Raw genomic sequence first — 13,075 nt, 5'->3', positions numbered from 1 at the left:
CCCTTTACGTTCTTCATAAAACGCTCCCTTACAGTTCCCGACAACGCGCTCGCGGCGGCGACTTTTTCGTATCATGGAGCCGCATTTCACAGGTCTTATTGAACGGCCTAAAGTCTTGAATTGCCTGCAACTATCGCTTACAATCGCCCGGATTTATTTGGTTGGCGATGTTGTAAGTGCGTTGTAATAACGCACGCGCAAGGCAAAATTCCGGAAGAAGCGATGGTGGGTCAGAGGCCAGACGAAGCGCCGCAGGCGCATGAAGGGCCCGATGTTCCGCCGGGCGCGACTGCTGCATCCCGCCGGGGGCAGGATGAAGCGGCAAACGAGACCGGGCGTGTCGATCACAACGCCCGCTGGGATGAGCTGGACGCCAGCCAGCAAGAAAACAACGACATCGTTCCACTTACCCGCACCGAAGCCGAGCAGCTCTTTGGCGCGCAGGTGAGTCGCCCATCGCGGGTCACGCCATTCCGGGTCGTGGCAGCGCAAGTGGTTTTGTCCCTGGTTGCAACGTTGGCGTGGTGGCTGTTTTATAAGCCGCCGGGGGTTGCTGCGTCGGGCGTGCCGCTTTCGGCGTTTTTGGGCGGAGCGATCTGCTGGTTACCTGGCGCGCTGTTTGCGGCGCGCCTCAAGCAGTTGAGTCGTGCCGGCACCGTGTTCAACTGGGTGCTTGGCGAAGCGGTGAAGATGGGGGTGACGATTGCGATGTTCGTCGCCATCGCGTTCGGGTATCACGAGGTGCAATGGATTCCGTTGCTCATCACGTACCTGATCGCACTGAAGACATATTGGATCGCGCTCGCGTGGCGCTGATTTGCCTACATCGCGCCGCCGGTCTCAACGAGACGCAGGCGTCGAGGCGATGGAAGCGAACCAGCTGGCCGATGCGTAGCAGATAGACACGATCCGCGGCGGCGTGTTCCCGCAATAGCGTATTGCGGCGGGAACGGCCGAAACGATTTTCGACAATTTGGGTGGCTTTAACGATATGGCAGCTAGCGAAGGAACGCGCGCTCTGGATCCGTCCGAGTACATTGCGCACCACTTGCAGAACTTTTCCACCTCGCATCAGACGTCGATCGTCGACTTTCACGTCTGGAACATCGACACGCTGTTCTGGTCGATTCTCTGCGGCCTCGTGACCATCTTCCTGCTGCGCATCGCGGCGCGCGGCGCCACTTCGGGCGTGCCGGGCCGCTTCCAGTGCGCGGTCGAGATGCTCGTCGAACTGGTCGAAGACCAGTCGAAGTCCATCATCCACGGCAACCGTAAATTCATCGCGCCGCTCGCGCTGACCGTGTTCGTCTGGGTCGCGCTCATGAACTCGCTCGACTTCATCCCCGTCGACCTGCCGGGCCGCGTGATCGGCTGGCTCGGTCTCTCGGAAGCGCTCCCGCACCAGCGCATCGTGCCGACCGCCGACCTCAACGGCACGTTCGGTATCGCGCTCGGCGTGTTCGTGCTGATGATCTACTACAACTTCAAGATCAAGGGCGCGGGCGGCTTCGTTCACGAACTGCTCTCGGCTCCGTTCGGCTCGCATCCGCTGCTGTGGATCCCGAACCTTGCACTCAACATCATCGAGTTCGTCGCTAAGACGGTTTCGCTTGCGCTGCGGTTGTTCGGCAACATGTATGCCGGCGAACTGCTGTTCCTGCTGATCGCCCTGCTGGGCAGTCTGTGGACCTTCGGCGCGGACACGACGGTGCTTGGCTTCATCGGCCATGTGATTGCAGGCAGCGTCTGGGCGATCTTCCACATTCTGATCGTTCTGCTGCAGGCGTTCATTTTCATGATGCTGACGCTGGTGTATATCGGCCAGGCACACGACAGCCACTAAGCGGCTGTCGAACCCAGAATTGCAGTTTTAAGTTTCAAATCCCCAGTTCCAGAAAATCTCACAAAGGAGTGATCATGCAAGCTTTCATCGCCAACATCCAGGGTTTCACGGCCATCGGTATCGGCATCATCATCGGCCTGGGTGCAATCGGCGCCTGTATCGGTATCGGCCTGATGGGCGGTAAGTACATCGAAGCGTGCGCACGTCAGCCTGAGCTGATGAACCCGCTGCAAACGAAGATGTTCCTGCTGGCTGGTCTGATCGACGCAGCGTTCCTGATTGGCGTTGGTGTTGCAATGCTGTTCGCGTTCGCTAACCCGCTGCTCTCGAAGCTCGCGGGCTGAGTTCCCAGGAAAGTTGCGCCTGACCTATAAATGAGGTGGGCGCAGGGCGGAACGGGTGCTGGCGCTCTTCGAGTTTTTCGACCGATGAGCGCCTTGCCGTTTCAATTCCCCGGAATAGCAACGTTTAAGGAAACACCGTGAATCTCAACGCAACCCTGTTTGCGCAAATGGTCGTGTTCCTGATCCTCGCGTGGTTCACGATGAAATTCGTGTGGCCGCCGCTGATCAACGCCCTCGACGAGCGCTCGAAGAAGATCGCAGACGGCCTGGCCGCTGCGGAAAAGGGCAAGGCGGAACTCGAAGCCGCGCACAAGCGCGTTGGCGAAGAACTCGCTACGGCCCGTAACGAGGGTCAAAGCCGTATCGCCGACGCTGAAAAGCGCGCTCTGGCCGTCGCCGAAGAAATCAAGGCTCAGGCGCACGCGGAAGCGGCGCGCATCATCGCTCAAGCGAAGGCCGACGCCGACCAGCAGGTCGTCAAGGCACGCGAAGCACTGCGCGCCGAAGTCGCGGCGCTCGCTGTGCAAGGTGCCGAGCAGATCCTGAAGCGTGAAGTCGATCAGTCGGCGCATGCCGAACTGCTGAATCAACTGAAAGCCGAGCTCTGATCATGGCCGAACTTGCAACCATCGCCCGCCCGTACGCAGAAGCGCTGTTCGGCGTGGCTGAAGCTGGTGACGTCGCTGCCTGGTCCACGCTCGTCGCGGAACTGGCACAGGTTGCGGCCTTGCCCGAAGTGGCCTCGGTCGCGTCGAGCCCGAAGGTGAGCCATGCCCAGGTCGTCGAGCTGCTGCTCGCGGCGGTGAAGTCCCCGCTCAAGGATACGCCCGAGGCGAAGAACCTCGTGCAGATGCTGATCGCCAATCACCGTCTGGAACTGCTGCCGGAAATTCACGCACAGTTCGAAGCGCTCAAGAACGCCAAGGCAGGCGCCGCCGACGCGCTGATCGTCAGCGCGTTTGCGCTCGAAGGCGAGCAACTGAACGAGCTCGTCGCCAGTCTCGAACGCAAGTTCAAATGCAAGCTGAAGCCCACCGTCGAAGTCGACAAGTCGCTGATCGGCGGCGTGCGCGTGACGGTCGGCGACGAAGTGCTCGATACCTCGGTCCGCGCGCGGCTTGCCAGCATGCAGACGGCTCTGACCGCCTGAGCGCCCCGATCACGATCGGGCGCCGCGGCTGGCACGCAACAGAATTGAACATCAGGAGCGAATAATGCAACTCAATCCCTCTGAGATCAGCGAGCTGATCAAGAGCCGGATCCAGGGCCTTGAAGCGAGCGCGGACGTTCGCAACCAGGGCACCGTGATCTCCGTGACCGACGGTATCGTGCGCATTCACGGTCTGTCGGACGTGATGCAGGGCGAAATGCTCGAATTCCCGGGCAACACGTTCGGCCTCGCGCTGAACCTCGAGCGCGATTCGGTCGGCGCCGTGATTCTCGGCGAATACGAACACATCTCGGAAGGCGACATCGTCAAGACGACGGGCCGCATTCTCGAAGTGCCGGTTGGTCCCGAACTCATCGGCCGCGTGGTCGATCCGCTCGGCAACCCGATCGACGGCAAGGGCCCGGTCAACGCCAAGATGACCGACGCGATCGAAAAGATCGCTCCGGGCGTGATCTGGCGCGAAGGCGTCTCGCAGCCGGTGCAAACCGGTCTGAAGTCGATCGACGCGATGGTGCCGATCGGCCGTGGCCAGCGTGAGCTGATCATCGGCGACCGTCAGTGCGGCAAGACCGCGGTGGCCGTCGACACGATCATCAACCAGAAGGGCAAGGACCTGATCTGTATCTACGTCGCCATCGGTCAGAAGGCTTCGTCGATCCAGAACGTGCTGCGCAAGCTCGAAGAAACCGGCGCGATCGACTACACGATCGTCGTGGCCGCTTCGGCTTCGGAATCGGCCGCGCTGCAGTACCTCGCGCCGTACGCCGGCTGCACGATGGGCGAATACTTCCGCGACCGCGGTCAAGACGCCCTGATCATTTATGACGATTTGACCAAGCAAGCCTGGGCATACCGTCAGATCTCGCTGCTGCTGCGCCGCCCGCCGGGCCGCGAAGCTTACCCCGGCGACGTGTTCTACCTCCACTCGCGTCTGCTCGAGCGCGCTGCACGCGTGTCGGCCGACTACGTCGAGAAGTTCACGAACGGTGAAGTCAAGGGCAAGACGGGTTCGCTGACGGCACTGCCGATCATCGAAACGCAAGCCGGCGACGTCACGGCATTCGTGCCGACGAACGTGATCTCGATTACCGACGGCCAGATCTTCCTGGAAACCGACCTCTTCAACGCGGGCATCCGTCCGGCAATCAACGCGGGCGTTTCGGTGTCGCGTGTTGGCGGCGCGGCACAGACCAAGGTCGTGAAGAAGCTGTCGGGCGGTATCCGTACCGACCTCGCGCAGTACCGTGAGCTGGCTGCGTTCGCGCAGTTCGCTTCGGACCTCGACGAAGCCACCCGCAAGCAGCTGGAGCGCGGCCGCCGCGTGACGGAACTGCTCAAGCAGCCGCAGTATCAGCCGCTGCAAGTGTGGGAACTGGCCGTCGCGCTGTTCTCGGCGAACAACGGTTACCTCGACGACATCGAAGTCTCCGACGTCCTGCCGTTCGAAAAGGGTCTGCGCGAATACCTGAAGTCGAAGCACGCCGACCTGGTCGCGCGCATCGAGGACAAGAAGGACCTGTCGAAGGACGACGAGAACGCGCTTCACGCCGCTCTCAAGGACTTCAAGAAGTCCGGCGCATACTGATCCGTCCGCGAATCAACCCAGATAAACGGACATTGAAGCGCGGCGCCGTGTCGTAAAAAACGCGGCGCGCGTTTCGATTGAGGAGCAAGCAATGGCTGGAATGAAGGAAATTCGCGGCAAGATCAAGAGCGTGCAAAACACGCGCAAGATCACCAAGGCGATGGAAATGGTCGCGGCGTCGAAAATGCGCCGTGCCCAGGAGCGCATGCGCGCCGCCCGCCCGTATGCCGACAAGGTCCGCGACATCGCTGCGCACATGAGCCGTGCGAACCCCGAGTATCGTCATCCGTTCATGACGGAAAACGACGGTGCGAAGGTCGCTGGCGTGATTCTCGTCACGACCGACAAGGGTCTGTGCGGCGGGATGAACACCAACGTGCTGCGCGCGACGCTGCAGAAGTTCAAGGATCTGGAAGCATCCGGCACGTCGATCGAAGCAACCGCGATCGGCAGCAAGGGCCTCGGTTTCCTGAACCGTCTGCGTGCGAAGGTCGTCTCGAACGTCGTGCATCTCGGCGACACGCCGCATCTCGAGAAGCTGATCGGCGCCATCAAGGTGCAGCTCGACCAGTACTCGGAAGGCAAGCTTTCGGCGGTCTACCTGGCGTACACGCGCTTCGTCAACACGATGAAGCAGGAGCCGGTGATCGAGCAGTTGCTGCCGCTGTCGAACGAGCGCCTGGTGGGCGGCGAGGACGATGGCGCGACGCCGAAGTCGCAATGGGACTACATCTACGAGCCGGACGCGCAAACCGTCGTGGACGAACTGCTGGTCCGTTATGTCGAAGCTCTGGTCTATCAGGCCGTGGCGGAAAACATGGCGTCGGAGCAGTCGGCACGTATGGTCGCGATGAAGGCGGCGTCGGACAACGCGAAGACGGTCATCAACGAACTGCAGCTCTCGTACAACAAGAGCCGCCAGGCCGCGATCACGAAGGAACTGTCGGAGATCGTCGGCGGCGCAGCAGCCGTTTGATCGCCCGTTAAGGGCGCAACGAGCGCGAACCGATTGCGAAACCGCGCCGGTGCTGAACCGGTGAGCGAGTGAAGAATTCAGGTATCTAAAGGAAAATCGATGAGTACAACTGCTTTGGTAGAAGGCAAGATCGTACAGTGCATCGGCGCGGTGATCGACGTGGAATTCCCGCGCGAGAGCATGCCGAAGATCTACGACGCGCTGGTTCTCGACGGGTCGGAACTGACCCTCGAAGTGCAGCAGCAGCTCGGCGACGGCGTCGTGCGCACCATCTGTCTGGGTGCGTCGGACGGCCTGCGCCGCGGCACCGTGGTGAAGAACACGGGCAAGCCCATCAGCGTGCCGGTCGGCAAGCCGACGCTCGGCCGTATCATGGACGTGCTCGGTCGCCCGATCGACGAAGCCGGCCCGATCTCGAACGAAGTCACGCGCGCGATCCACCAGAAGGCTCCGGCGTTCGACGAGCTGTCGCCTTCGGCTGAACTGCTCGAAACCGGCATCAAGGTGATCGACCTGATCTGCCCGTTCGCAAAGGGCGGTAAGGTTGGCCTGTTCGGTGGCGCCGGCGTGGGCAAGACCGTCAACATGATGGAACTCATCAACAACATCGCGAAGGAACACGGTGGTTTCTCCGTGTTCGCCGGTGTTGGCGAGCGTACCCGCGAAGGGAACGACTTCTATCACGAAATGAAGGACTCGAACGTCCTGGACAAGGTCGCGCTGGTCTACGGCCAGATGAACGAGCCGCCGGGCAACCGTCTGCGCGTCGCGCTGACCGGTCTGACGATGGCCGAGCACTTCCGTGACGAAGGCCTCGACGTTCTGTTCTTCGTCGACAACATCTACCGTTTCACGCTGGCTGGCACGGAAGTGTCGGCACTGCTCGGCCGTATGCCGTCGGCAGTGGGCTATCAGCCGACGCTGGCTGAAGAAATGGGCAAGCTGCAAGAGCGCATCACGTCCACGAAGAAGGGCTCGATTACGTCGGTTCAGGCCGTGTACGTCCCTGCGGACGACTTGACCGACCCGTCGCCGGCTACGACCTTCGGCCACCTGGACGCAACCGTCGTGCTGTCGCGTGACATCGCTTCGCTGGGTATCTACCCGGCAGTCGATCCGCTCGACTCGACCTCGCGCCAGATCGACCCGAACGTGATCGGTGAAGAGCACTACTCGATCACGCGCCGCGTGCAGCAGACGCTCCAGCGCTACAAGGAACTGCGCGACATCATCGCCATTCTGGGCATGGACGAACTGTCGCCGGAAGACAAGCTGTCGGTCGCGCGCGCTCGCAAGATCCAGCGTTTCCTCTCGCAGCCGTTCCACGTCGCGGAAGTCTTCACGGGCTCGCCGGGCAAGTACGTGCCGCTGAAGGAAACGATCCGCGGCTTCAAGATGATCGTCGATGGCGAATGCGATCACCTGCCGGAGCAAGCGTTCTACATGGTCGGCACGATCGACGAAGCCTTCGAAAAGGCCAAGAAGATCCAGTAAGGGTTAGTTGCTGAGAGGCGGGAAGTTTGGCGATGACTTACCGGTCAACGCTGATCGATCCCGCCGCCACAACTTACTCAACGAGGAGCCGAAACATATGGCAGCAACCATCAAGGTAGACGTCGTCAGCGCCGAAGAGAGCATCTTCGACGGCCAGGCGAAGTTCGTCGCGCTTCCGGGCGAGGCGGGCGAATTGGGCATTCTGCCGGGCCACACGCCGCTCATCACGCGTATTCGTCCGGGTGCCGTGCGCATCGTGGCCGAAGACGGCAACGAAGAGTTCGTGTTCGTCGCAGGCGGCATTCTCGAAGTGCAGCCGGGCGCCGTGACGGTGCTCGCCGACACCGCGATCCGCGGCAAGGACCTCGACGAAGCAAAGGCCACGGAAGCGCGCAAGCGCGCCGAAGAGGCCCTGCAGAACTCGGGTTCGAACCTCGAGTACGCAACCGCGCAAGCCGAACTGGCTTACGCCGTGGCGCAACTCGCGGCGATCCAGCGCCTGCGCAAGATGAATCAGCACTGATTCCGTACGCCCGCCGCGCGCCGTTCACGGCGTGGCGCGAGCGAACAACAAAGGGCTTCCCTCACCGGAAGCCCTTTTTGTTTTGGTGCGCTGAAATCGAGCGCGGTGTTATCGACGTCCTCCCGCGAATGCCTCATGGTCTGTCAGACTTGACGTTTACGGAAAGGTAATGCCAAATCATGCCTTCGCGGCCAGGGTGACGAGGAGACGCCGCGCGCCCGAACGCGGTTCGCGCTGCGGGTAAAACTTGATGCCGTCGCCGCGAAGGCCGGTGGCACAATCCATTTCAAATCCATTTCAGCGGGAGTGGATGCTCCCGGGGAGACAGCCATCATGGCCATCGACGCAGCCGGCGCGGGCGCCGTACACAAGGCGATCATCGCCCCGCGCGACGGGCTTTCCTACGTGAGAGGCACGCGCGACGTGCCGCTCTCCGACGCGACGATCGGCGATTTCCTGCGCGCCACGGCGGCGCGGTTTCCCGAACGTCCCGCCGTGGTGTTCCGCGAGCAGGGCATTCGCTGGAGCTGGGCCGAGTTCGTGGCCGAGGTCGATATTCTGGCGGCTGGTTTCGCCGAGATCGGCATCGTGGCGGGCGACCGCGTGGGCATCTGGTCGCCCAATCGCGTCGAGTGGCTGCTCACGCAATTCGCGACCGCGCGCATGGGCGCGGTGCTCGTCAACATCAATCCCGCGTATCGCCTCGCCGAACTCGAATACGCGCTGAACAAGGTCGGTTGCAAGGCGATCGTTGCGGCCGAAAGCTTCAAGACGTCGAAGTATCTGGAGATGTTGCAGACGCTCGCGCCCGAACTCGAGCGCGCGGCACCGGGTCAGCTGCGCGCAGCACGTTTGCCGGATCTGCGCGCTGTCGTGCGCATGTGCGACACGGCCACGCCCGGCATGTTGTGCTTCAGCGAGATCGTGGAGCTGGGCCGCGAGCGTATCGCGCGAGACGGCACCGCGTGGCTCGACGCCATTGCCGCGACGCTCGCGCCCGACGACGCCATCAACATCCAGTTCACGAGCGGTACGACCGGCAATCCCAAGGGCGCCACGCTCACGCATCGCAACGTGCTCAACAACGGTCGCTTCATCGCGCAGGCCATGCGTCTGACCGAAGCCGACTCGCTTTGCATTCCCGTGCCGCTGTACCACTGCTTCGGCATGGTGCTCGCGGTGCTCGCCTGTGTTTCGGTGGGCGCGGCGATGGTGTTCCCCGGCGAGGCGTTCGACCCGCGCGCGACGCTCGAGGCGGTCGCGGCGGAAGGGTGCACGGCGCTCCATGGCGTACCGACGATGTTCATCGCCGAACTCGATCACCCGGACTTCGCGCGCTTCGACCTCTCGAAGTTGCGCACGGGCATCATGGCGGGCTCGCCGTGCCCGATCGAAACCATGAAGCGCGTGGTCGCGAAAATGCATCTCGCGGAAATCACCATCGCGTACGGCATGACGGAAACGAGCCCCGTGTCGTTTCAAAGTTCGACCACCGATCCGCTCGACAAGCGCACTACGACGGTCGGCCGCATTCAACCGCATCTCGAAGTGAAGATCGTCGATGCGCTCGGCAACGTCGTGCCCGTGGGCGAAACGGGCGAACTGTGCACGAGAGGCTATTCGGTGATGCTGGGGTATTGGGGCGACGAGGCAAAAACGGCGGAGTCGATCGTCGACGGCTGGATGCACACGGGCGATCTCGCCACGCTCGACGCCGAGGGCTACTGCAACATCGTGGGCCGCCTGAAGGACATGCTGATCCGCGGCGGCGAGAATATTTATCCGCGCGAGATCGAGGAGTTCCTGTTCCGCCATCCGCAGGTGCAGTCGGTGCAGGTGTTCGGCGTGCCCGACGCGAAATACGGCGAGGAAGTATGCGCGTGGATCGTGCTGCGCCCCGGTGAAAGCGCGAGCGCCGAAGACATTCAGGCGTTCTGCCACGGGCAAATCGCGCACTACAAGATTCCGAAGTACATTCGCTTCGTCGACGAATTGCCGATGACGGTCACGGGCAAAGTGCAGAAGTTCGTGATGCGCGCGCGCATGATCGACGAGTTGAAACTGGGCGAACAGAAGACCGCGTGATGTAGGCCAGGCGCAGATTTAAGCCGCCAATAATGCGAGCACACGCTGCATAAAAACGCACGCCGATAAGCGAAAAATCGCCGCGACCAACGAAAACCGCGCGGCGATTTTCTTGTTCGAATGAATACCTGGGATTCCGAAAGAATAGCGAAAAAACGAAAATCGCCGGACGCGATGCCCAGCGAATAACAAAAGGTAGGGACGAAAAAAAAGCGGGCCTGGAGCCCGCTAAAAACCACACGCTACGGGGTTAGCGCGAGGAGACCAAAGGAGGAGCCGGGTAGGAAACGTACTGTACGCCCGGTCACGGCTCCAACAAGGATGCCCCTCAAGAGGGCTCCGACGAACCTGGAGGTCACGCCGACCGGCTGGAGTATTCGTGTCCGCTCACACTTGCACCCAGCCACATCCGTGTTGAAACCGTTGAAGGCATTGTGGGCGAATTAATGGGGCTTCGCGGTAACAAAGTGTTTCAGGTTGTAACGCCCGTGGGACAAGGCTCCGCGGGATTTATTGCCAGCCCGTTCGTTTCGCGAAAGTCATTTTTACGGCGATATTCTTTTGTGCTTTCGCGGCATGCCGGATTCACGATGTTCGCAAATTCGAATCGCATGATTAGAGCCCCGTTATATGGGGCGTTGCGAACATTTCATCGCACGAATTCACGACGGCAAATACGCCGCGTGGAGACATGCAAAATGCGTGGCGCCACAAGGTGTGCGTGCCATGCAAGCTTTGCGCGACTCGCGTTGCAAACTTCCGTTGCAACTCCTCGTAGCATTTGCGGGGTCGCAACGCGATCTCGTCAAGCCATGCGCATGGTGTGAGCGCGTTTTACTTCAGCCACTTGTCGGAGATTGCCTGATATTCCCCGCTTGCGCGCGCCAGATGCAACCACTGATTCACGTACTGCTGGAACACCACGTCGCCGCGCGGCACCATCCACGCTTTTTCGCCGTACTGGAACGGCTGGTCCGGATGCACGGAGCACAGTCCCGGATTCAGCTTTTGCTGTAGCAAGGTCTCCGAAGCATCGGTCACCATCACGTCGGCCTTGCCCGCGAGAATCTGCTTGAACACCGTCACGTTGTCGGGGTACACGGTGAGATTCGCGTGCGGGAAGAACTGCTTCGCGAAGCGCTCGTTGGTGCCGCCCGGATTCACGATCACACGCGTCGCAGGCTGGTCGATCTGCGCGACGGTCTGGTACTTCTGCACGTCGGCGCAACGCACGATCGGCGTCTTGCCGTCGACCTGATACGCCTCCGTGAAGAACGCGCGCTTTTGCCGGTCGAGCGTGGTCGACACGCCGCCCACGGCCACGTCGCACTTCGCGAGGAAGTCGTTCATGAGATTCGACCACGAGGTCTTCACGAACTCCGCCTTCACGCCGAGCGACTTCGCGAGCGACTCCGTCATGTCGATGTCGATGCCTTCGAACGTGCCGTCCGGTTTGTAGTAGGAATACGGCTTGTAGTCGCCCGTGGTGCACGCGCGCAGCGTGCCGCGCGAGAGCACTTCGTCGAGGTGCGAGGGCGCCTGCTGGGCGAGCGCGCCGGCGCTCAGCAGCGCGGCGGTCAGGGCGAGAGCGGTTTTCTTCATCGGGTCGTCTCCAGGATGCGCAGGTCGATGCGGGCGCGAACGCGCGATCGACGTCGTTTTGATTCGTGTAATGGTTCGGAAAGGCGCTTGATGATAGCCCGCGCCCGCGCGGCGGTTAAGCACGGACTTACCTGAGGGCCCGGTGCACGGCGATCGCGGCGGTCATGCCCGCGACGCGATTCGCGCGTCGGGCCGCGCAAGAGGTGCGCAAGAGGTGCGCAAGAGGTGCCGCGCCGTTTCGCCGCATTTATCGGGGCCATCCTCGCGGGCCGCGCTTCGCCAGTCGCTCCGGTAAAATGCCCGCTTGCTTTCCGATTCCGACGCGCTCGGCGCGCTTCCGCACGTGGCCCAAACTCTCCTGAACGACACCTTCCTGCGCGCGCTCCTGCGCCAGCCGACCGACTACACGCCGATCTGGCTGATGCGCCAGGCCGGCCGCTATCTGCCGGAGTACAACGCCACGCGCAGCCGCGCGGGGAGCTTTCTCGGTCTCGCGAAGAATCCCGACTACGCGACCGAGGTGACGCTCCAGCCGCTCGAACGCTATCCGCTCGACGCCGCGATCCTGTTCTCCGACATCCTGACGATTCCCGACGCCATGGGGCTCGGCCTGTCGTTTCAGGCGGGCGAGGGCCCGAAGTTCGCGCATCCGGTGCGGACCGAAGCCGATGTGGCGCGCCTCGCGGTGCCCGACATCGACGCAACGCTCGGCTACGTGACCGACGCCGTGCGCGCGATTCGCCGCGCACTGACCGACGGCGAAGGGCGTCAGCGCGTGCCGCTGATCGGCTTCTCGGGCAGCCCGTGGACGCTCGCCTGCTACATGGTCGAAGGCGGCGGCTCGGACGACTTCCGCACCGTCAAGTCGATGCTGTACGCGCGCCCCGACCTCATGGAGCGCATTCTCGAAGTCAACGCGCAGGCCGTGGCGGCGTATCTGAACGCACAGATCGAAGCGGGCGCCCAGGCCGTGATGATCTTCGACACGTGGGGCGGCGCGCTCGCCGACGGCATTTATCAGCGCTTCTCGCTCGCGTACATCGCGCGCGTGGTGGCGGCGCTCAAACGTGAGCACGACGGCGCGCGCGTGCCGGTCATCACCTTCACGAAGGGCGGCGGCCTGTGGCTCGACGAAATCGCCAACACGGGCGTGGACGCGGTCGGGCTCGACTGGACCGTCAATCTCGGCCGCGCGCGCGAACGCGTGGGCGACCGCGTGGCGCTGCAGGGCAATCTCGACCCGAATGTGCTGTTCGCCTCGCCCGCGGCGATTCGCGAGCAGGCCCGCTCGGTACTGAACAGCTACGGCGCGCATCCCGGCCACGTGTTCAATCTGGGGCACGGCATCTCGCAGTTCACGCCGCCCGAAAGCGTCGCGGAACTGGTCGACGAGGTGCATCGTCATAGCCGCGCTTTGCGTGCCGGATCGGTCTGACGCGCTGTGGCATTTTG

At 62.3% G+C, this 13,075-nt stretch carries 12 protein-coding genes; 11 read left to right on the top strand and 1 reads right to left on the bottom strand.

Translation table 11 applies throughout. The features are described 5' to 3' along the window. Nucleotides 1-222 precede the first annotated feature (222 nt). From FAZ98_RS13965 to FAZ98_RS13920, 10 genes are all read left to right on the top strand, one after another. Nucleotides 223-816 (top strand): ATP synthase subunit I, encoded by a 594-nt coding sequence (locus FAZ98_RS13965; protein ID WP_158951744.1) that lies wholly within the window; start codon nt 223-225, stop codon nt 814-816. 175 nt (nt 817-991) lie between these two features. After that, nucleotides 992-1,843, top strand: coding sequence for a F0F1 ATP synthase subunit A (gene atpB / locus FAZ98_RS13960; protein ID WP_158951743.1), 852 nt, complete (start codon nt 992-994; stop codon nt 1,841-1,843). Nucleotides 1,844-1,917: 74 nt separating this feature from the next. Further along, a complete protein-coding gene (atpE, locus tag FAZ98_RS13955) occupies nt 1,918-2,187 on the top strand; it encodes a F0F1 ATP synthase subunit C (RefSeq protein ID WP_028203308.1) in 270 nt (89 codons plus the stop codon). A 137-nt stretch (nt 2,188-2,324) separates the two neighbouring features. Further along, nucleotides 2,325-2,795, top strand: coding sequence for a F0F1 ATP synthase subunit B (locus tag FAZ98_RS13950; protein ID WP_028213229.1), 471 nt, complete (start codon nt 2,325-2,327; stop codon nt 2,793-2,795). A gap of 2 nt (nt 2,796-2,797) precedes the next feature. After that, on the top strand, nt 2,798-3,337 hold the full coding sequence (locus FAZ98_RS13945) for a F0F1 ATP synthase subunit delta (RefSeq protein WP_158951742.1): 540 nt from the start codon (nt 2,798-2,800) through the stop codon (nt 3,335-3,337). A 64-nt stretch (nt 3,338-3,401) separates the two neighbouring features. Continuing rightward, complete coding sequence (gene atpA, locus FAZ98_RS13940; protein ID WP_158951741.1) at nt 3,402-4,943, top strand: F0F1 ATP synthase subunit alpha; 1,542 nt, start codon at nt 3,402-3,404, stop codon at nt 4,941-4,943. Between the two features lie 91 nt (nt 4,944-5,034). Next, entirely contained in the window at nt 5,035-5,919 is an 885-nt protein-coding gene (gene atpG, locus FAZ98_RS13935; protein ID WP_158951740.1) for a F0F1 ATP synthase subunit gamma, read from the top strand. A gap of 99 nt (nt 5,920-6,018) precedes the next feature. Continuing rightward, on the top strand, nt 6,019-7,413 hold the full coding sequence (gene atpD / locus FAZ98_RS13930) for a F0F1 ATP synthase subunit beta (RefSeq protein WP_158951739.1): 1,395 nt from the start codon (nt 6,019-6,021) through the stop codon (nt 7,411-7,413). Nucleotides 7,414-7,510: 97 nt separating this feature from the next. Next, nucleotides 7,511-7,936: a F0F1 ATP synthase subunit epsilon gene (locus FAZ98_RS13925; protein WP_112169952.1), complete on the top strand. Its 426-nt coding sequence runs from the start codon at nt 7,511-7,513 to the stop codon at nt 7,934-7,936. A 333-nt stretch (nt 7,937-8,269) separates the two neighbouring features. Then, nucleotides 8,270-10,021 carry an AMP-binding protein gene (locus tag FAZ98_RS13920; RefSeq protein ID WP_158951738.1) on the top strand — a complete coding sequence of 584 codons (1,752 nt, stop codon included), beginning with the start codon at nt 8,270-8,272 and terminating at the stop codon, nt 10,019-10,021. An 834-nt stretch (nt 10,022-10,855) separates the two neighbouring features. Here the strand turns inward: FAZ98_RS13920 and FAZ98_RS13915 are convergent. Next, nucleotides 10,856-11,623, bottom strand: coding sequence for a transporter substrate-binding domain-containing protein (locus FAZ98_RS13915; protein ID WP_158951737.1), 768 nt, complete (start codon nt 11,621-11,623; stop codon nt 10,856-10,858). Nucleotides 11,624-11,966: 343 nt separating this feature from the next. On the opposite strand from FAZ98_RS13915, the gene hemE reads away from it, so the two are divergent. Then, the gene (gene hemE / locus FAZ98_RS13910) at nt 11,967-13,058 is read left to right on the top strand and encodes a uroporphyrinogen decarboxylase (RefSeq protein ID WP_158951736.1); all 1,092 of its coding nucleotides are present in this window, start codon (nt 11,967-11,969) and stop codon (nt 13,056-13,058) included. The last annotated feature ends 17 nt before the right edge of the window (nt 13,059-13,075 follow it).

Source organism: Paraburkholderia acidisoli, assembly GCF_009789675.1.
In the GTDB taxonomy this organism is placed as follows: Bacteria; Pseudomonadota; Gammaproteobacteria; order Burkholderiales; family Burkholderiaceae; genus Paraburkholderia; species Paraburkholderia acidisoli.
The sequence above is the reverse complement of the archived record's forward strand: the minus strand, read 5'-3'. Positions and strand labels throughout refer to the sequence as shown.